At 53.7% G+C, this 20,078-nt stretch carries 17 protein-coding genes, 2 tRNA genes and 1 pseudogene; 13 read left to right on the top strand and 7 right to left on the bottom strand.

Annotation, left to right across the window (positions count from 1 at the left end; all coding sequences use genetic code 11):
• The 3 genes from astB to ACMHLI_RS05275 all read left to right on the top strand — a co-directional run bounded on the left by astB (nt 1) and on the right by ACMHLI_RS05275 (nt 3,332).
• Nucleotides 1–1,344 (top strand): N-succinylarginine dihydrolase, encoded by a 1,344-nt coding sequence (astB, locus tag ACMHLI_RS05265; RefSeq protein ID WP_413528531.1) that lies wholly within the window; start codon nt 1–3, stop codon nt 1,342–1,344.
• Between the two features lie 19 nt (nt 1,345–1,363).
• Nucleotides 1,364–2,344 (top strand): succinylglutamate desuccinylase, encoded by a 981-nt coding sequence (gene astE / locus ACMHLI_RS05270; protein WP_413528532.1) that lies wholly within the window; start codon nt 1,364–1,366, stop codon nt 2,342–2,344.
• 247 nt (nt 2,345–2,591) lie between these two features.
• The gene (locus ACMHLI_RS05275; RefSeq protein WP_413528533.1) at nt 2,592–3,332 is read left to right on the top strand and encodes a hypothetical protein; all 741 of its coding nucleotides are present in this window, start codon (nt 2,592–2,594) and stop codon (nt 3,330–3,332) included.
• 132 nt (nt 3,333–3,464) lie between these two features.
• Here the strand turns inward: ACMHLI_RS05275 and ACMHLI_RS05280 are convergent.
• Both ACMHLI_RS05280 and ACMHLI_RS05285 read right to left on the bottom strand, forming a co-directional pair.
• Nucleotides 3,465–3,554 (bottom strand) — tRNA-Ser (locus tag ACMHLI_RS05280).
• A gap of 194 nt (nt 3,555–3,748) precedes the next feature.
• Nucleotides 3,749–3,838, bottom strand: a tRNA-Ser gene (locus tag ACMHLI_RS05285).
• A 395-nt stretch (nt 3,839–4,233) separates the two neighbouring features.
• Between ACMHLI_RS05285 and ACMHLI_RS05290 the strand changes: the two genes are divergently transcribed.
• From ACMHLI_RS05290 to ACMHLI_RS05305, 4 genes and pseudogenes are all read left to right on the top strand, one after another.
• A complete protein-coding gene (locus ACMHLI_RS05290; RefSeq protein ID WP_413528534.1) occupies nt 4,234–5,715 on the top strand; it encodes a peptide MFS transporter in 1,482 nt (493 codons plus the stop codon).
• A gap of 125 nt (nt 5,716–5,840) precedes the next feature.
• A pseudogene (gene ghrA, locus ACMHLI_RS05295) lies at nt 5,841–6,782 on the top strand (glyoxylate/hydroxypyruvate reductase GhrA).
• A gap of 66 nt (nt 6,783–6,848) precedes the next feature.
• Nucleotides 6,849–7,589, top strand: a complete 741-nt coding sequence (locus tag ACMHLI_RS05300; protein WP_413528535.1) for a phosphatase — start codon at nt 6,849–6,851, stop codon at nt 7,587–7,589.
• A gap of 60 nt (nt 7,590–7,649) precedes the next feature.
• Nucleotides 7,650–8,234, top strand: a complete 585-nt coding sequence (locus tag ACMHLI_RS05305) for a molecular chaperone (RefSeq protein WP_413528536.1) — start codon at nt 7,650–7,652, stop codon at nt 8,232–8,234.
• Nucleotides 8,235–8,308: 74 nt separating this feature from the next.
• Here ACMHLI_RS05305 and ACMHLI_RS05310 read toward each other — a convergent pair whose 3' ends face one another.
• The 3 genes from ACMHLI_RS05310 to mdtH all read right to left on the bottom strand — a co-directional run bounded on the left by ACMHLI_RS05310 (nt 8,309) and on the right by mdtH (nt 11,029).
• On the bottom strand, nt 8,309–8,872 hold the full coding sequence (locus ACMHLI_RS05310) for a lipoprotein (RefSeq protein WP_413528537.1): 564 nt from the start codon (nt 8,870–8,872) through the stop codon (nt 8,309–8,311).
• A gap of 148 nt (nt 8,873–9,020) precedes the next feature.
• Nucleotides 9,021–9,668, bottom strand: a complete 648-nt coding sequence (gene grxB / locus ACMHLI_RS05315; RefSeq protein ID WP_413528538.1) for a glutaredoxin 2 — start codon at nt 9,666–9,668, stop codon at nt 9,021–9,023.
• A gap of 155 nt (nt 9,669–9,823) precedes the next feature.
• A complete protein-coding gene (mdtH, locus tag ACMHLI_RS05320) occupies nt 9,824–11,029 on the bottom strand; it encodes a multidrug efflux MFS transporter MdtH (RefSeq protein ID WP_413528539.1) in 1,206 nt (401 codons plus the stop codon).
• Nucleotides 11,030–11,241: 212 nt separating this feature from the next.
• Between mdtH and rimJ the strand changes: the two genes are divergently transcribed.
• The 4 genes from rimJ to murJ all read left to right on the top strand — a co-directional run bounded on the left by rimJ (nt 11,242) and on the right by murJ (nt 15,120).
• The gene (gene rimJ, locus ACMHLI_RS05325) at nt 11,242–11,829 is read left to right on the top strand and encodes a ribosomal protein S5-alanine N-acetyltransferase (RefSeq protein ID WP_413528540.1); all 588 of its coding nucleotides are present in this window, start codon (nt 11,242–11,244) and stop codon (nt 11,827–11,829) included.
• Between the two features lie 10 nt (nt 11,830–11,839).
• Complete coding sequence (locus ACMHLI_RS05330) at nt 11,840–12,493, top strand: DUF480 domain-containing protein (RefSeq protein ID WP_413528541.1); 654 nt, start codon at nt 11,840–11,842, stop codon at nt 12,491–12,493.
• Between the two features lie 12 nt (nt 12,494–12,505).
• Nucleotides 12,506–13,417, top strand: coding sequence for a Gfo/Idh/MocA family protein (locus tag ACMHLI_RS05335; RefSeq protein WP_413528542.1), 912 nt, complete (start codon nt 12,506–12,508; stop codon nt 13,415–13,417).
• 167 nt (nt 13,418–13,584) lie between these two features.
• Nucleotides 13,585–15,120: a murein biosynthesis integral membrane protein MurJ gene (gene murJ, locus ACMHLI_RS05340; RefSeq protein ID WP_413528543.1), complete on the top strand. Its 1,536-nt coding sequence runs from the start codon at nt 13,585–13,587 to the stop codon at nt 15,118–15,120.
• A gap of 75 nt (nt 15,121–15,195) precedes the next feature.
• On the opposite strand, the gene argS is transcribed toward murJ, so the two are convergent.
• A complete protein-coding gene (gene argS, locus ACMHLI_RS05345) occupies nt 15,196–16,929 on the bottom strand; it encodes an arginine--tRNA ligase (protein WP_112164435.1) in 1,734 nt (577 codons plus the stop codon).
• Nucleotides 16,930–17,226: 297 nt separating this feature from the next.
• Here argS and ACMHLI_RS05350 point away from each other — a divergent pair, with 297 nt between their 5' ends.
• A complete protein-coding gene (locus ACMHLI_RS05350) occupies nt 17,227–17,787 on the top strand; it encodes a VOC family protein (protein ID WP_413528544.1) in 561 nt (186 codons plus the stop codon).
• Here ACMHLI_RS05350 and ACMHLI_RS05355 read toward each other — a convergent pair.
• On the bottom strand, nt 17,784–18,932 hold the full coding sequence (locus tag ACMHLI_RS05355; RefSeq protein ID WP_413528545.1) for a MalY/PatB family protein: 1,149 nt from the start codon (nt 18,930–18,932) through the stop codon (nt 17,784–17,786). The genes ACMHLI_RS05350 and ACMHLI_RS05355 overlap by 4 nt on opposite strands.
• 121 nt (nt 18,933–19,053) lie before the next feature.
• Between ACMHLI_RS05355 and cutC the strand changes: the two genes are divergently transcribed.
• A complete protein-coding gene (cutC, locus tag ACMHLI_RS05360; protein WP_413528546.1) occupies nt 19,054–19,812 on the top strand; it encodes a copper homeostasis protein CutC in 759 nt (252 codons plus the stop codon).
• Nucleotides 19,813–20,078 lie beyond the last annotated feature (266 nt).

Genomic DNA, 20,078 nt, shown 5'->3' on the forward strand with positions numbered 1-20,078 from the left:
ATGTCTGGATGTGAAGCAAATTTCGACGGGCTCGTCGGGCCGACGCACCATTATGCGGGGCTGTCGTTTGGCAACGAAGCCTCGACTAAAAACCAGAATGCGGTAGCGAACCCGCGTCTGGCAGCGAAACAAGGCCTGCTGAAAATGAAAGCGCTGGCGGATCTGGGGTTTGCGCAGGGTATTCTGCCGCCGCACGAACGCCCGCATCTGAGCACATTGAGACAAATGGGTTTTGGCGGCAGCGACCGCGAAGTGCTGGCTAAAGCGCAGGCCTATTCGCCGCGTTTGCTGTCGTCGCTAAGTTCAGCGTCATCTATGTGGGTGGCAAATGCCGCCACGGTGTCACCTTCCGCCGACAGTGCGGACGGGCGCGTGCATTTCACCGTTGCCAATCTGAATAATAAATTCCATCGCGCCATTGAAGCTGAAACAACGTCTGCGATTTTGCGCGCGACGTTCCATGCGGATCGTTATTTCGCCCATCACGCCGCATTGCCGCAGGTGGCGGCGCTGGGTGATGAAGGCGCGGCTAACCATAACCGGCTGTGTGGGGAATATGATAAGCCCGGCGTGCAGGTGTTTGTCTATGGTCGCGACGGGCTGGTGACCGGCGATAACGAACCGGTGCGCTATCCCGCGCGTCAGACGCGTTTAGCCAGCGATGCCGTGGCGCGTTTGCATCAGCTCGATGAACGACGCACGGTGTTTATTCAGCAAAACCCACAGGCCATCGACAGTGGCGTATTCCACAACGATGTTATTTCGGTCAGCAACGGCAACGTGCTGTTCCATCATCAGCAGGCCTTTGTGAATTCCTCCGCTGCGCTTGATGAAATCCGCCGCAAAATGGCGGCGCTTGAACTGGATTTCCAGCCGATTGAAGTTCCGCAGGCCAAAGTCTCTCTCGATGACGCTGTGGCAACTTATCTGTTTAACAGCCAGTTGCTGACCAAATCCGACGGTAAAATGTTGCTGGTGGTGCCGGAAGAATCCCGTCAGCACCTCGGCGTCTGGACGTATTTGTCGGCGCTGACGGAAAGCGGTGGCCCTGTCAATCAGATTGAAGTGTTTGATCTGCGCGAAAGTATGCGCAACGGCGGCGGCCCGGCGTGTTTGCGCCTGCGCGTGGCGTTGAACCGTAACGAACTTAATGCGGTGAACGTCGGTTCGCTGATGAGTGATACGCAGTTTATCAGCCTCAATAACTGGGTGGATAAACACTACCGCGACCGCATGCAGGCGAAAGATCTGGCCGATCCGCAGCTGCTTACCGAAGTGCGTACTGCGCTCGACGAGCTGACTAATATTCTCGGTCTGGGACCGATTTATCCGTTCCAGCGCTGAGCCTTCAAAGGAGTGAACCATGTTTGATTTACTGGCGATGACGCTTTCCGGCGAGCCGGTTGCTGAGCCTTGCGGGCAAACGGAAACGCTGGACTGGCAGTGGCGCGGTGAAGGCATTCTGGAGTTGTCACCGCGTCAGCCCTGCGATACGGCGTTGGTGATTTCCGCCGGTATTCACGGCAATGAAACCGCGCCCATCGAACTGCTGAATCAGCTGGTCAGCCAACTGCTGGCGGGGGAGCGGGCGTTGACTGTCCGTCTGCTGGTGCTGCTGGGGAATCCGCCGTCGATGCGTATCAACCAGCGGTATGTCGATGCGGACATGAACCGCATGTTCGGCGGCCGCCATGCCCGTTACAAGCCGAATGATGAAACCCGACGTGCGCAGGAACTGGAGCAGGTGATGGCGCTGTTTTATCGCAGCGCAAAGGCTGCCGGCGCGAAGCAGCGTTTTCATTATGATTTGCATACCGCTATTCGCGGATCTCAACACCTGCGTTTCGGTCTGCTGCCTTTCCAGTCACGGCCGCAAGGCAAAGCAATGCTTGAATGGCTGGATGCCGCCGGGCTGGACGCGCTGGTGCATCATCGCTCGCCGGGTGGCACATTCACGCATTTCAGCAGCGAGGTGTTTCAGGCCGACAGCTGCACGCTGGAACTCGGCAAAGCCTTACCGTTTGGCGGCAACGATCACGCGCAATTCATCGGTGTGCGGCGGGCGCTGGAAACACTGGTCAGCGGTGAACCACTGCCTGGCCGTGAAGCCGGTTCCCCCCTGTTGCATTACCGCGTAGTACAGGATGTGATCCGCTCCAAAGAGGATTTTCAGCTGTTCGTTCCCGGCGACGCCCTGAATTTCACCGCCTTCAAAAAAGGGTTTGTGATTGCGCAGGAAAACGGCAAAACCTATCGGGTGGAGGCGGAGGAAGAAGTGGTGCTGTTCCCGAATCCGAACGTGGCGATAGGATTACGGGCAGGTCTGATGCTGGTACGTTTTTAATTTATCATTCATCTTTTTAAATTATAAATATTATGCATTGATGTTTGTTGTTCAATTACTTAATTATATCATTTAAAAATAAACCTCATTCCTTAATATTTATTATGATTTTTTTTGGCATGAGGTGCTTTTTTTGTGTTTGACTGAACATTAAAGAAATATTTAGCATTGCTTAACGAATAATAGAGTTTTATTCTTACCGCCCGATTTTAGTATCAAGTATTTGTAAATAAATGGATTGTTATTTATGCCTCTAAAAAACTTTAACTACGAAAAAATATTAGATGATATTTACGAGACTGCGTCAGAAGGTGAAGATGAATACTTTTCTGACGACGGGGAGACACCTTGGGCGGTGGGTGCTATAGCGAAATTACCTGTCTCACAAGTCCAACCCTCCGAACCTGTCAGATTTCGAAGAAAGAAAGCACAAAAAATAACAAAATTACAATTGAAAATACAAAATCAGATGGATGCAGCTGAGAACAGCAGTAAAACCGAAGCCTTACCAAGGCTACCTACTTATATCCCCCCTTTCAGCGAAACATCGGCTTCAGAACTTACTGTTACATTACCGGTTCAGCCAAAGCCTTTAAAAAGATGGCAATCTTCTGCTGCTGCTGGTTATGACCAGCCTTCAACTTCAGGAGGCGCTAAAAGTAAATCAAAGAATTCCATGCCATCTGCTTCGGCGGAAGATTTGCCAAGATGGTCAGTTGATGAGAGTGATATGTCTATACTGGATCTTGACAGGCCTAGCATCAGAAAATATAACGAATTTAAAGCAGCAGTAATCAGGTCAAACTGTAGTCCGGTGGACACGCTTCACTTTGTTGACTCAGCGCGCTGGCATCTTAAGAGAACTAAGCAGAAAGATGGCTACAAGCTGTATAGAATTAAACTTGTGGGACAGTATCGGGCCGCTTTTCTTATCGACAACGAAAAACGAAAAGTGATGATGATGACCGCATCGCCACATGAAAGTTGATATGGAAATGTGCCTCATACTATAAAGAATCTTCAAGTAGGGTTTCCAGGCCACCTTGCTGATGACTGAAAATGGGTAGATGCATTAAAGAAAAAGGGTCCTGATTTTCATCAGGACCCTTTTTCTTTAATTTGGCGGTGAGAGAGGGGTTCGAACCCTCGATACGATTTCTCGTATACACACTTTCCAGGCGTGCTCCTTCAGCCACTCAGACACCTCACCGTTTCCGTTACATCGCGAACGCTGCAACGGGGCGCTACTATAGGGAGCCTGCCGAAAAGGGTCAAGCAGAATTTAGGACATTTGTGCCGTCTGGTCAGAGACTGTGCAGGCTAATGATTTGTTAACCCTGGTGGACTTGTAAAAGCCAAAAAGAAAAAGGCCCGGATTTTCATCCGGGCCTTTCACTTATAATGTGGTGGAGAGAGAGGGGTTCGAACCCTCGATACGATTGCTCATATACACACTTTCCAGGCGTGCTCCTTCAGCCACTCAGACACCTCTCCAGCTATCAGCTGCACCGCAGTACTGCTGACCGGCGCTAATGTAGGGAAAAGCGGGGCCATCGTCAACACTCTTTTGCAGGATCCGTGCCGATTAGCCAAACTTAGAGCAATCTGATGATTTACAGAACAAATAGTGCTTTAAGCCTGAGCAGATGGAAACTGTTGCACGTGGTCATTAGCCAGGCTAATAAAAGTGAATAAATAATTAGCCTGGTTGCATAAAAGCGCAATTTACCCGCAAACACTTTTTGTTACTCACAAATAGCAACATATGTTGTGAAAAACAGCATTGGCGGAGGTATAACAGTGCCCTTTGAAAAATTGCTTCCTATTAGAACCGTAAAAGTCGCACAGCGAAGCTGCATTAATTTCTCATATCACGACAGGGGTCACTCTTGAGTCAGCCAAACAACGCGACCACGTCGCAGCACCGTACGGCGATCCCCGCCGGTGCGGGCACGTTATTCTTCGTTCAGACATTCGCGACGCTCGGCTTCGCGGTGCTGTATTCCACGCTGGTGCTGTACGCCACCCAAAAGCTCGGATTTAGCGAAGACAACGCCAACGCTATTATGGGCGTCTTCGGGGCATTCAACTACGGCCTGCACATGTTCGGTGGTTACCTCGGCGGGCGTTATCTTAGCAACCGTAATCTCTTCGTGCTCGGAATGGTGTTGCAGGTCTTTGGCTGCGCACTGATTGCACTGGAAGGCGTAACCGGTCTTTACTGGGGGCTGGCAATGTTCCTCACCGGCAGCGGGCTGAACGTCACCTGCCTGAACATGATGCTGACGCAGCGCTTTGCGCCGGACGACGATCGCCGTGAATCGGCCTTCCTGTGGAATTATGCCGGGATGAATCTCGGCTTCTTTATCGGGTTTGCCGTCGCCGGGTATTTCCAGCTCAGCGAAAACTATCGCGCGCTGTTCCTCTTCGCCACGCTGGGTAACGTGGCGGCGATCGTCGTGACACTTTCCCGCTGGTCAATTCTCGCCGATATCAGTACGCCGCTTAAAGAAGCCAGCCGCAGCCAGATGCTGCGCCGCATGGCTGTCGGCATTGCGATTCTGGTCGTTCTGGTGCCGGTTATCCGCCTGCTGCTAACCCACGCCGAGTTCAGCAGCTACTTCGTCGTGGTGCTGGGCTTGATTATCTTCGCACTGATGGCGATGGTGACGTTCCGTCATCGCGATGCCGGCGAGCGCCGCCGCATGAAAGCCTATCTGCTGCTGGCACTCGGATCATTGGTGTTCTGGACGCTGTATCAGCTGGCCCCGATGGGCCTGATGCTGTTCTCCGAACACAATATCGACCTGAACGTTTACGGCATTCGCGTGGCGCCGCAATGGATCCAGAATATTAATACCGTGGTGATCGTGTTAGGTGGCCCGCTGATGGCGCTGTGGTTTAAAAACCTGCGTCAGCGTGGCTGGAACATTGATATTCCGACGCAGTTCTCTGCCTCCCTGTTCTGCATGGGGCTGGGTATGCTGGTGCTGCCGCTGGGCATTCATCTGGCGGGCGGCGACGGGCTGGTGGCGTTCAAATGGATTGCCATCAGCTATCTGCTACAAAGCATCGGCGAGCTGCTGATTTCACCAATCGGTTACGCGATGATCGGTAAACTGGCTCCGGCCCGTTATCAGGGCGTGATGATGGGCTGCTGGATGATGGTTACCGGTGTAGCCTCGGTGCTGGCGAGTTACATCTCGGGACTGATGCCGCAGAACGCTGGCAGCACACCAGTACTGACCAATCCGGGCTACAGTCAGGTGTTCAACGCACTGGGCTGGGGCTCTGTCGCCACCGGCGTAGTGCTGCTGGTGCTGATCCCTCTGTTACGCAAAATGATCAGCCGCGAACCCGCTGCTGTCTGAGTGATTTATCGCATCAATGTCTCATCTCACAGGCTCCAAATTTCGGGGCCTGTTCTTTTTTCAGCCTCAGGGTTGCATCCTGATGATATTCAGGGAAATCTATCAGGACAACGGAGGTCACAAAGATGAACATAATTTTTTACCACCCTACATTTGATGCAAAACTCTGGATTGATGGAATAACAAAAAGATTGCCGCAGGCCAGCGTCCGCGCCTAGAACGCCGCCGACCATCAGCCCGCCGACTACGCGCTGGTCTGGCGTCCGCCGCATGCGATGCTGGCGCCGCGCAAGGAGCTTAAAGGCATTTTTGCGCTGGGGGCGGGCGTCGATGCCATTCTCACGCAGGAACAGCGTCAGCCCGGCACGCTGCCCGCAGGCGTGCCGCTGATCCGCCTCGAAGACACCGGCATGGCGTTGCAGATGCAGGAATATGCGCTGGCGAGCGTGTTGCGCTATTTTCGCCGCATGGATGAATATCAGTTGTTCCAGCAGCAAAAACAGTGGCGTCCGCTTACGCCGCATTCCCGCAGTGATTTCACCATCGGTATTCTCGGCGCGGGGGTACTCGGCAGCCGGGTGGCCGAGGCGCTGGTGGGAATGCAATTTTCCGTGCGCAGCTGGAGCCGTAGCCCGAAATCCGTTGAGGGCGTGCACAGTTTCTACGGCGACGATCAGTTAGCCGCATTTGCTACCGGCTGCAAAGTGCTGATTAACCTTTTGCCCAATACGCCGCACACCGCCGGGACGCTCAATCATCAACTGTTCACATTCTTATCGCATAATGCGTACCTGATTAACCTCGGTCGTGGCAGTCATCTGGTGGAAGGGGATTTACTGCGCGCGCTGGACAGCGGGCAAATTGCCGCTGCCCAGCTCGATGTCTTCGTCGAAGAACCGTTACCGGCCATGCACCCGTTCTGGTCGCACCCGCGCGTCAGTATTACGCCGCACGTGGCAGCTGATACGCTGCCTGAAGAGGCGATGGATAGCATTGTCAGGAATATTCTGGCAATGGAGGCGGGGCGCGAACCGGCAGGGCGCGTCGATCTTGAGCGAGGTTACTGACTCATCTGCTAACATTATTAAAGCTGCGGTTATTGCGCCGCAGCGGAACCTTCTCAAGGAGAGCACATGCCGTACCCGGTCGATTTACATATGCACACCGTCGCCAGCACCCACGCCTACAGCACGCTGCATGATTACATTGATGAAGCAGCCGAAAAGGGCATTAAGCTGTTTGCCATCACCGACCACGGCCCGGATATGGCCGATGCACCGCATTACTGGCACTTTATGAATATGCGGGTCTGGCCGCGACTGGTGAACGGCATCGGCATCCTGCGCGGGATAGAATCGAACATCAAAAACATCAACGGTGATATCGACTGCACCGGTCCGATGCTCGATGAAATCGACGTAATCATTGCCGGTTTCCATGAGCCGGTGATGCTGCCGGTCGATAAAGAAACGCACACCGCCGCGATGATTGCCGCGATGGCGGGCGGCGAGGTTCACATTATTTCCCATCCCGGCAACCCGAAATACCCGATAGATATTCCTGCCGTAGCGGCGGCAGCGGCGAAATATGACGTGGCGCTGGAACTGAATAATTCCTCCTTCATTCATTCACGAAAAGGCAGTGAACCGAATTGCCGTGCGATTGCGCTGGCGGTAAAAGAAGCCGGTGGCTGGCTGGCGCTGGGATCGGATTCGCATATTGCCTATTCCCTCGGCGGATTCGAACACTGCGAACGTATTTTGCAGGAAATTGATTTCCCTGAAGATCGTATTCTAAACGTCAGCCCGCGACGCTTCCTTGATTTTCTTGAGAAGCGCGGTCGCGCGCCAATTGCAGAACTCAGCGAACTGTGACATTGTCGCCGCCAATTCGCAGGGGTTTAACCCTTTACACCGTCTGATCAGGTTACTGTTATGAATGAATTTTCAATTGTTTGTCGCGTACTCGGCACGCTGTTTTACCGCCAGCCGCAGGATCCGTTACTGGTTCCACTTTTTGGCCTGATTCAGGACGGTAAGCTGCGTGAGCACTGGCCGCTGGAGCAGAACGCGCTGCTGATCCGTTTGCAGGAAAGCGCCAACCCGGAAACCCTGGCCGCAGAATTTAACCATCTGTTTGTCGGTGCCGAATGCGCTGTTTCGCCTTTCCGCAGTGATTACGTCGAAGGCGCGAATGAGATGGATGTGCGGACTTTCCTGCAACACCGCGGAATGCCGCTGGGCGACGGACCGGCCGACCATTTCGGCGCGATGCTGCTGGCCGCGTCATGGCTGGAAGATCAGTCAACGGAAGATGAAGTCACGGCGCAAATTACGCTGTTCGATGAATTCCTGTTCCCGTGGTGCGGTAAGTTCCTCGGCAAAGTAGAAGCCCATGCGACCAGCGGTTTCTACCGCACGCTGTCTGAAATCAGCCGCGAAGCCTTGCAGGCAATGCGTGACGAACTGGAAGAGCAACTCCCGGACGATTTGGAAGATGACGAGGAAGACGATCAGTAATCGACTCTCCTGAAATGCGAAAAGCCCGGCCATGAAGATGCGCCGGGCTTTCTATTGACATGCGTATGGCTAAATCAGTCAGTGAACGGGATCACCAGTTGCCCCGGTTTCACTTCAATACCTTTCGCCAGTTTTTTGGCCATCGCTTCGCCTTTACTACGATCGGCGTTCAGCACGTAGGCCGGACGCTGGTCAAAGTAGGTTTTCAGCGAGTTGTTCAGATACGGCATCAGGCCTTTCATCACGCTGTCCATTTTTTCCGGCTTGATGGTGTAATCCACCACCTGCATATCTTTGAGGAAAATGGCGCTTTTCTCGCGGTCAAACGAAGGATTGGCCTTCAGCGTCAGGTGCATATCGGCTTTCTGCGGGCCGAACAGCGAGGAGATATCCACGCTGGCATCGCCGGTCAGTGTCACAACGCCAGGATCAGCGCGACCAATCTGGCTGCTGAGGTTGGTCAGAACGATTTTCGCATCTACCAGCCCCGGCACGCCGAGCTGCTTCTGGAAATTATTGTTCTTTTGCAGATAATCATTCACCTGCTGTTCGCTGATGGTGTACTGCGTGAGCTGGTTACAGCCGGTCAGCAGAGTGGCGCACAGCATAAATGCGGCACCGAGAATTCGTTTAGTCATTCTTCCCTCATTACATGAACACTATTTTGTCAGCATGACCGCGAAACGGCATGACTCCAATCAGACAACGCTGATTAGCCTAAGTGCTGGGGGCGCAGAAGAAAAGGAAAATGAGCCGGAAGCGAGCTTCCGGCAGAGTGAGGAAGGATCAGCGGGCGATGCCGGTGAACAGATTGACCTGGGTTTGTTTTGCCATATTGTCGCGGTACGCCTGCACGCGGGATGGCCAGTCGATGCCTTGAACAATGGAAAGCGAACGAAGCAATGGCCACAGATGGATGTCATCCTCGGACAGTTCGCCGTTCACCGCATTAGGCTCGACGATCAGTTTGTCGAGGGCGCGCAGATCCTGACTGATTTTTTTCACCAGACCGTCGGAGTGTTTCAGATGCTCCTGGAAATCCCCGCTGGCGGCCTGTTTTTTATCGGAGAAATACTTACGCGCTTCCGGCGTGGCAAACTCTTCCAGTGGCGCAGCGGCAAAGCGTGGCAGTAACAGACGGCCGGTATATTCAGAGACGTGGCGCAGCCAGGTCGCAATGGCGGCGTTGGTCGCGCCGGTCAGCAGCGGTTTGCCGTCACTTTTATCGATGAAATTCACGATATCCATACTTTCTGGCATGAAACTGCCATCCTGTTTTTGCAGGATCGGCACCATCTTTTTACCCACCATCGAAATCGGGGTTTTCTCGTCGTCGTTGGGCAGAACTTTAATCTCAACGGGAATGTTCTTCAGACCGAAAATCATGCGTGCTTTAACGCAAAAAGGGCAATGTTCGTAAACGTAAAGTTTCATATTTCATAGCTCCTGTTTTCGCCGGCGTTGACCTGTAGGGTGCGTGAAAATTGCCGGATGTAGGTTCGGATTTTATCGACGTGTTAAAACCAGTATGGGTATAGATGGTAGCGAGATCAAACGGCGATACTGTGACCGCCGTTTTAATAAGCAGACTAATTGCCGTTGAGCATCGCCGGTTCAATACGGCGAAAATTAAATTGCCAGTACAATCCGGTGAGGGTGATAAAGCCGACTACGCCGAGTAATAACCACGGTAATTCAGGCAGTTCGAGGGCGCGGCCAGTGTCATACATCCAGCCTCCGCCGGTATAACCAATAACGCCGCCCAGCGCCAGCCCCAGACGGCTGAAGCCCATATAACTGCCGCGTGCGCGGGCGTCGGCCAGTGATGCGCTCAGCGTCTCGCGCGCCGGTTCCGCGATGATTGAGCCAATGTAAAAGAAGCCGATGAGCAGCAACAGCGGGTTGATTGATGTCACCAGCCCGACCGGCAGCAGGCTCAGAGTCATGATCAGCAGGCCAAACATCAGGCGCTGCTCGAGGCGGAAACGTTTTTCGCTCCAGCGGGCGATCGGATAGAGCAAAGTCAGAGAAAGCACGGCTTCGATGGCATACATCCATTTCACCGCTGACGGACTGCCCGCGACGTCGTTTACCGCAATCGGCAACATCAGCATGACTTGCACGGTTAGCATGTAATAGCCGGTGAGCGTCAGCACGTAGGCCAGAAAACGGCGATCGCGCAGTACGCGCATCATGCCTTCACGCATCGGTGTGCGCATCGTGGAAATCCTGTAGGCGGGTAACAACCAGGCGTTACAGGCGGCGGCCAGAACAAAGATTGCCGCACCGGCCCAGCAGACATAATGGAAATCATATTGCAGCAGCCAGCTGCCGATCAGCGCGCCAATTACCGCACCGGCGCTGTCTTGCATCATCATCAGTGAGAAAAAGCGGCTGCGCTCATGCGGGCGGGTGAGTTTGATGACAAGCGCAGTGCGCGGCGGGTCGAAAAGCGTGCCGCCAAGCCCGGAGAGAATGCACGAGCAGATTAAAATCCACGGCTGGTCGGCCATCGCCATGGTGGCGAAACCGGCGGCGCGTAACAGCATGCCGGTGATGATCATTGGCTTGGCACCGAAGCGGTCGGCGATGGCACCGCCGAATATCCCTAATCCCTGTTGCGTTAACTGCCGGACACCCAGCGCCAGACCGACGATCATCGCGGCCCATCCCAACTGATCAACAAATCGAATCGAGATCAACGGAAAAACCACGAAAAAGCCTAAAATAACCAGCGCGTTGTCTAATAACAGAAAATACTTACCCAAGCTCCGAGCTTGTGATACCAGAGACATGCTTCACCATGAGCGATTATTTGTATCCTGTCCGGCGGATACAGAAAGGAGAAAAGACCGTTCCAGTCTGAACCGGAAACAGGCATTTAGATAGGGCGCTATAGATAATATTTTTTTATCGTCAAGCCGCGTTCTGACTGGCAGAATTAGGCATGTTTTATGGTTTCCTATAAATTCTATTTATCGACCCATGCGGGATGTGGAGGGAAGGGATGTTTGGCTATAAATCTGCCGTACCAAAAGTACGGCTTACCACTGACCGGATGGTTCTGCGACTGGTGCACGATCGCGATGCGCACCGGCTGGCGGAGTACTATGCGGAGAACCGGGCATTTCTGAAACCCTGGGAGCCGGTCAGGGACGAAAGTCATTGTTATCCTTCGGGGTGGCAGGCACGTCTGAGCTTAATTACCGAAATGCAGAAACAGGGCAGCGCTTATTATTTCATTTTGCTCGATCCTGATGAAAATCGCGTGATGGGCGTGGCGAATTTCAGCAATGTATTACGCGGCTCATTCCATGCCTGTTTCCTCGGTTATTCGCTGGGTCAGGAATGGCAGGGGCAGGGGTTGATGCAGGAGGCGTTGCAGTCGCTAATCCGTTATATGCAACGTCAGCAAAAAATGCACCGTATTATGGCCAATTACATGCCGCACAATAAACGCAGCGGCCAGTTGCTGGAGCGTCTCGGTTTCGAGCGCGAAGGGTATGCGAAAGACTATTTGCTGATCGACGGTAAATGGCAGGATCACGTACTGACTGCGTTAACCTGGCGAGAATGGACACCCCCGTCCCGATAAGGAGAGCAAGATGAAACATGAACTCAGTGCCCGGGAGGCCCGTGTTGTGGGCTGTTTGCTGGAAAAACAGCTCACGACGCCAGAGCAATATCCGATGACTCTCAACGGTTTGACCACCGCCTGCAACCAGAAAACTAACCGTGAACCGGTCATGGATCTGAGTGAAAGCGACGTTCAGCAAACGCTGGATCTGCTGCTGCGAAAACACATTATCCGCACCCTAAGCGGTTCGCGCACCATGAAGTATGAACATCGTTTCTGTAATTCTGAATTCGGCAATCTCAAATTTTCCCCGCAGGAAGTGGCAGTGGTTACCACGCTGCTGTTGCGCGGTGCGCAAACGCCGGGCGAATTACGAACGCGTACCAACCGTTTGCATGATTTTGCCGACGTCGCCGAAGTTGAACAAACCCTCACAAAACTGACCGTCCGCGAAGACGGCCCGTTCTGCGTGCGGCTGGCGCGTGAGCCAGGTAAACGTGAAAGCCGGTTTATGCATCTGTTTAGCGGTGAAGTGAGTAATGTAGCCAGCGCGACGGAAGAACCGTCATTCTCCGCCGTGGCTGAAGAGTCAGGTCTGGCAGCGCGGGTGGAAACACTGGAAGCCGAAGTCGCTGAACTGAAACAGCGTCTGGAAAACCTGCTGCAACATCTGGCCGATTAAAAGGAATCTCTCGTGAGTAAACTTCGTTTAGGCGTTATCGGGCTGGGTGGCATCGCGCAAAAAGCCTATCTGCCGGTGCTCAGCCACGCGGATAAATGGACGCTGGTTGGCGGCTTTTCGCCGAATCAGCAAAAAGCACAGGCCGTTTGCGACAGCTATCGCATGGCCTGTTTCCCGCGCATCGACGAACTGGCCAGCCAGTGTGATGCGGTGTTTGTACACAGCAGCACCTCCAGCCATTTCGAGGTGGTCGGCCAGTTGCTGGCGCAGGGCGTGCATGTTTATGTCGATAAACCGCTGGCGGCTGAACTGGACCAGGCCGAACAGCTGGTCGAACAAGCTCATAAAGCGGGTAAAGCGCTGATGGTCGGATTCAACCGTCGCTTTGCGCCGCTGTATCGTCAGTTGAAAGAGCAGATGCAAAATCCGGCGTCCGTACGCATGGATAAGCACCGTACCGACAGCGTCGGTCCGAACGATCTGCGTTTTACGCTGCTGGATGATTATCTGCACGTGGTCGATACCGCGCTGTGGCTGGCGGGCGGTAATGCGAGTCTGGAAAGCGGGCTGATTCAGGTGAATGAATCGAACCAGATGATTTACGGCGAGCACCATTTTCTATGCGGTGAAACGCTGGTGACGACCTCGATGCACCGTCGCGGGGGCTCGTCCCGTGAAAGCGTGCAGGCCGTGACCGATGGCGCGTTCTATCAGCTCGACGACATGCGCGTCTGGCGAGAAGAACAGCAGGATGTTCTGACTCAGCCACCGGTGCCAGGCTGGCAAAGTACACTCACTCAGCGCGGTTTTGTCGGTGCGATTGAACACTTCGTCGATTGCGTCAGCAACCACACCGCGCCGGAAACCAGCGGTGAGCAGGCAATTTACGCGCAGGCATTTATCGAGAAATTGCTGGAAAATTAAGCATTAGAGACAAAACCGCACAGGGTCGTCTGGTAACAATATATAACAACTGCCGGTGGCTATTGCATGGCGGATGCGTAGACTATGCGCATCTTCAAGCCATGCTGGTGACTTCTGATGTTTAACGCATTGATTTACAAGTAACACCGGCAAATAAGAAAAGTGACATGAACCTACTTAAATCTTTGGCAGCCGTCAGTTCCATGACGATGTTTTCACGTGTATTAGGCTTTGCGCGCGACGCCATCGTGGCCCGCGTTTTTGGTGCCGGTATGGTGACCGACGCCTTCTTTGTGGCGTTTAAATTGCCCAATTTGCTGCGCCGGATCTTTGCCGAAGGCGCGTTCTCTCAGGCCTTTGTGCCGATACTTGCCGAATATAAAACCCAGCAGGGCGAAGAGGCCACGCGGACGTTTATCGCCTATGTGTCAGGTTTGCTGACGCTGGTGCTGGCGGTGGTGACCATACTCGGCATGTTTGCCGCACCGTGGGTGATTTATATCACCGCGCCCGGTTTTGTCGATTCTCCGGATAAATTCGCGCTGACCAGTTCTCTGTTGCGTATTACTTTCCCTTATATCCTGCTGATTTCTCTGGCTTCGCTGGCCGGGGCGATCCTCAATACCTGGAACCGTTTCTCGATACCCGCATTTGCCCCGACGTTTCTTAACGTCAGCATGATCGGTTTTGCGCTGTTCGCCGCACCTTACTTTCATCCGCCGGTGCTCGCGCTGGCCTGGGCAGTGGTCGCCGGTGGCGTTTTGCAACTGGGTTATCAGCTTCCTCACCTGAAAAAAATTGGCATGCTGGTGCTGCCGCGTCTGAATTTGAAAGATGCCGGTGTGTGGCGTGTGATGCGTCAGATGGGCCCGGCGATTCTGGGTGTTTCAGTGAGCCAGATTTCACTGATCATCAACACCATTTTTGCCTCGTTTCTGGTTTCGGGTTCGGTATCGTGGATGTACTACGCTGACCGTCTGATGGAGTTCCCGTCCGGTGTGCTGGGCGTGGCGTTGGGCACCATTTTGCTGCCATCGCTGGCGCGCAGTTTCTCCAGTGGAAATCATGCTGAATACAATCGCCTGATGGACTGGGGGCTGCGCCTGTGTTTCCTGCTGGCGCTGCCAAGCTCCGTTGCGCTGGGCATTTTGGCGAAACCGCTGACCGTCGCGCTGTTTCAGTACGGAAAATTCAGCGCCTTCGATGCATCGATGACGCAACGCGCGCTGGTGGCGTACTCCGTCGGCCTGATGGGACTTATCGTAGTCAAAGTGCTGGCACCGGGCTTCTATTCACGTCAGGACATCAAAACGCCGGTGAAGATCGCCATGATTACGTTGCTGATGACGCAGGTGATGAACCTGGCCTTTATCGGGCCGCTGAAACACGCCGGGCTTTCGCTGTCCATCGGTCTGGCCGCCTGCCTCAACGCCTCGCTGCTTTACTGGCAGTTGCGTAAACAGGATATCTTCCAGCCGCAGCCGGGCTGGAGAATCTTCCTGATTAAACTGTTTGTGGCGGTTATCGCGATGTCAGCCGCGCTTGTCGGCATGATGTGGCTGATGCCTGCCTGGGACGTCGGCGGAATGGCTTATCGTCTGGCGCGTCTTGCGGCAGTGGTTGCCGCGGGCGTGGTGGCGTACTTCGCCGTGCTCGGCCTGTTAGGTTTTCGTGTGAAAGAGTTTGCGCGACGGCTGGATTAACTGGCTGAGATGACAGAAACAGAAAAGGGCGCTGAGCGCCCTTTTTTATTGTCTGCGAAATTCAGTTAATGCAGATTACATACGTTCTACGGTTTCGATACCCAGCGTATCCAGGCCGGTTTTCAGCGTGCGCTGGGTTAACAGAGCCAGCTTCAGACGGCTGTTACGGCTGGTTTCATCTTCTGCATTAAGGATCGGGCAGTGTTCGTAGAAGCTGGAGAACAGGCCGGCAACGTCATACAGATACGCACACATGGTGTGTGGCGTGCCTTCGCGGGCAACGACGGTCAGTACTTCTTCGAACTGCAACAGGCGGGTTGCCAGCGCGGCTTCACGCTCTTCGCGCAGCACCACCGGCTGGGTCAGGCTGTTCACGTCGATGTCGGCACGTTTGAAGATAGACGCGACGCGGGTGTAGGCATACTGCATGTACGGCGCGGTATTGCCTTCGAACGCGAGCATATTATCCCAGTCGAAGATGTAGTCTGTAGTACGGCTTTTCGAGAGATCAGCATATTTGATCGCGCCGATACCGACGGCGTTCACCAGCTTATCCAGTTCTTCGGCGTCTTTCAGTTCCGGGTTTTTCTCAGTGATGAGCTTACGCGCGCGATCAATGGCTTCATCGAGCAGATCGGATAGTTTCACCGTGCCGCCTGAACGGGTTTTGAACGGTTTACCGTCCTTCCCCAGCATCATGCCGAACATGTGGTGCTCAAGCGCCACGGAATCCGGCACATAACCGGCCTTGCGCGCTATGGTCCACGCCTGCATCAGGTGCTGATGCTGACGGGAGTCGATGTAGTACAACACGCGATCGGCGCCCAGCGTTTCGTAGCGGTATTTCGCACAGGCGATATCGGTGGTGGTATAAAGGTAGCCGCCATCCTTTTTACGGATGATAACACCCATCGGATCGCCGTCTTTGTTCTTATATTCATCAAGATACACGACGACAGCGCCTTCGCTGTCCACTGCCAGACCTTTGGCCTGTAAATCAGACACGATACCCGGCAGCATATCGTTGTACAGGCTTTCACCCATCACGTCGTCTTCAGTCAGCGTCACGTTCAGGCGGTTATAGGTCAGCTGGTTTTGCGCCATGGTGACATCCACCAGTTTGCGCCACATCTGACGGCAGTATTCGTCGCCGCCTTGCAGTTTCACCACGTAACCACGGGCGCGCAGGGCGAAATCTTCATCTTCGTCGTAGTTTTTCTTGGCCGCGCGATAGAACTCTTCAAGGTCAGCCAGATTCATGTCACCGGCGTTTTCGTTCTGCACTTTTTCGAGATAGGCGATCAGCATGCCGAACTGCGTACCCCAGTCCCCCACATGGTTTGCGCGGATTACTTTATGGCCGAGGAATTCGTTAGTACGCACCGCCGCGTCACCAATGATGGTGGAGCGAATGTGGCCAACGTGCATCTCTTTTGCCACATTTGGCGCGGAATAGTCGATTACGATGGTCTGCGGCTCAACCGGCGTGATGCCCAGTTTAGGCGCGGTCAGCGCGCTGTCGACGTGTGCACCTACAAAGGCAGGATCAAGGAAGATATTGATGAATCCCGGCCCGGCGATTTCGACTTTATTAGCGATGCCGCTCAGATCCAACAGTTCAACCACTTTCTCTGCCAGTTGTCGTGGTGGCATACCAAGTTTTTTTGCCACTGACATAACGCCGTTAGCCTGATAGTCGCCAAACTGTGCTTTGGCGGACTGACGGACTTGCGCTTCGCTGTCGGCAGATGCGCCTGCAGCGATCAGCGCCTGGCTGACTTTTTCTGAAAGAAGTGACTGAATATTCACCGGATTACCTTATGTGTTATCCCCGTCATCTTTCGTGCTGCCTCTGCGTTGGCTGCCTTGATGCAACCCGAAAGATTGAGGGGAAGAATGTAGTTGTTTACTGATTATCCGCTTTAAGCGGATTAACCGAAAATGATGCGTGTTTATATCATATCAGCCATAGGGAGTCAGTATCGCCGCACCTTTCAGAGAGTGGAAAACCCGATTCTGCGGCATGTCTCTGGCAACCGAATGAAAGCCTGTGTAAATTACCCGCCCCGGAAGATTTGCAAATTGAAAAGAGTTAGGATGCCCGTCATGAAACATGTGCCTGAGTTACAAGATTTAGTCGATGATCTGCCACGCTTTGCCCGCGTATTGACGGCATTCGCCGCGAAGTTGCAGGTAAATTTGGGAGATTTCCATGCTGATCATATCTCCGTGCGCTGTCATCAAAATACCACGGCGGATCGCTGGCGTGCAGGGCTGGTAAAATGCGGTTCGTTACTGAATGAAACCCAGATCAACGGGCGTCCCATTTGTCTGTTCACGCTCAACGAACCGCTGACGGTTGGCCCGCTGAAAATCGATTTGGTGGAATTGCCGTATCCGGGCGAGAAGCGATATCCGCATGAGGGCTGGGAACACATCGAGATTGTGTTGCCGGGCGTTGCAGATGAGCTCTATACCCGTGCACTGGCGCTGATCGCCGATGACGCGCTAATTATGCCAGGTATCAAACTCAAACAAAGTTCGCCTAAAGGTGAGAACGAACGCCTGCCCAACCCGACGCTGGCGATCACCGACGGGTCAGTGACTATCAAATTTCACCCGCATAGCTTGCGGGAGATAGTCGCCAGCGAACGGGAACAGGATTAATCTGCCAGCGCCTGAAGGGCGATGTCCATGCGATCCAGTGCTTTTTCCAGCAGCGCGCGCTGGCAACCGAAATTGATACGCACGAACTTAGGCTCGCCAAATTCCGCGCCTGAAGTAAAACCAACGCCGGCCTCCACGAAGAAGCGGTAGGGGTCTGTGACCGGCAAAGCGCTGGCGTCGATCCAGCCGAGGTAGGTACCTTCCGGTGCAACCATCTTCAGGCCCGGCATCGCGTTGATCCGGTGCTTCACGAGTTCACGGTTATCACGCAGGTAATCGAGCTGGGCGCTCAGCCATTCGTCGCCATCGCGATAGGCAGCAGTTGCAGCGACGAATGCCAGAATGTTGACGTGCGGAACGATGCCTTTGCTGGTTTCGAGGAATTTACGGCGTAATTGCGGATTCGGGATAATCGCCATCGATGCGCCCAGACCGGCCAGATTGAAAGTTTTTGAAGGCGCGAGAAGCGTAATTGAACGCTGTGCGGCATCGTCATTGAGCGACGCAAAGGGAATGTGTTTGAGGCCGGGCTCCAGAATCAGATCGCAGTGGATTTCGTCTGAGCAGACCACCAGATTGTGGCGTTTGGCGAACGCCTGCTGTTCCAGCAACTCTTCGCGGCGATACACCGTGCCACCCGGATTATACGGGTTGCACAGCATTAACAGGCTTTCACTGCCGTCGAGCCGGCTTTGTGCAGAAGCAAAATCTGCCACCCAGCGTTGTTGCTGTTGTTTTACCGCAATGGCTTTGTACTGACGGCCTTCTGACTCTGCCGCCTGAATAAAAGGCGGGTACATTGGCATGGGGACTAGGCTGGTTTGCTCTGGCGTGACGTTTGCACGTACGGCGACGTTCAGGCCACACACCAGGCCGGGCAACCAGACAATCCAGTCGGGCTGGATCTGCCAGTCATAGCGTTCGGCCATGCGTGCGACCACTAACTCAGTCAGTTCGGGTGGCGTAAAACCGTAACCAAAAACGCCCTCGGCGACGCGCTGTTGTAATTCTTTAATGACCTGCGGCGGGGCAGTGAAATCGGTATCTGCTACCCAAAGCGGAATGACATCCTGATTATGGTATTTATTCCACTTAACGCTATCACTGTGACTGCGGTCTACCCGTAAATCAAAATTGAGTGCCATAGTTAGTTTTCCTAAGTAAGCAATAAGCAATTGGGCGGGGATGCTCATCTGTAAGAGCCTACGCGACATGGCCGGTTACAAACAAGTGTTGTAGCATAATGCCGTTATCAGGAGAGGTCACATGACTAAGTTAGAAGTGTGTTGTTACAGCGTGGATTGTGCGCTGACGGCAGAACAGGCCGGAGCCGATCGCGTCGAGTTGTGCGCGAGTCAGGCCGACGGAGGGATCACGCCAAGCTATGGCACCCTCAAACTGGCAAGGGAAAAAGTGAAGATCCCGGTGCATCCGATTGTTCGCCCGCGGGGTGGTGACTTTTGCTATAGCCAGAGTGAATTCGACGTACTGAAAAGTGACGTCGCTTGTATCCGTGATATGGGGTTCCCGGGCGTGGTGGTCGGGATGCTGGATGCGGAAGGGCATATCGATATGCCGCGCATGTGGGAAGTCATGGCGCTGTGCGGCGAGATGGCGGTGACGTTTCATCGAGCCTTTGATATGTGCCTTAATCCAAAGGTTGCGCTGGAGCAGTTGACTCAGTTAGGGGTGGCGCGCATTCTGACTTCTGGCCAGCAGCAGAACGCTGAAGTTGGATTACCGATGTTACGGGAACTGAATCAGCTCACTCGTGGTCCTATCATTATGGCGGGTGCGGGAGTACGTCTGACCAATCTGCAAAAGTTTGTGGATATCGGGCTGACCGAATTGCACAGTTCGGCGGGGCGTCAGGTGAAATCTTCTATGCGCTACCGGAAAGCCGGTGTCACCATGAGTTCTGATACAGATTTTGATGAATTCAGTCGTTATTGCGTGGACGGCGACATTGTTGCTGCAATGAAAAGCACATTGCAATTCGACGATGAAATATCACGCACGGCGTAATTAAGCAGTTTTAATTACGCCAAAAGTTTTATTGGGTCTCACGACCCTTATTGCGTCGCCCTGCGCAAGTACCAGGCCCCGTCATGTTGGCGGGGCTTTTTTTGTGCGCGCAATTTATTGCAGTTTATTAGTGCTACTCTTTTAGCCGGCGGCCGCCATTAACCCCAGGTCAGCAACGCTACGCCAAACATTCCGGCTTTCACCACCAGACACATAATAAATAGGCCTAAAACGATAAAGGCTCTGTCTAAAAGGAAGCGGATCTT

The sequence above is a fragment of the Rahnella inusitata genome (assembly GCF_965118895.1).
Lineage (GTDB): Bacteria > Pseudomonadota > Gammaproteobacteria > Enterobacterales > Enterobacteriaceae > Rahnella > Rahnella inusitata_A.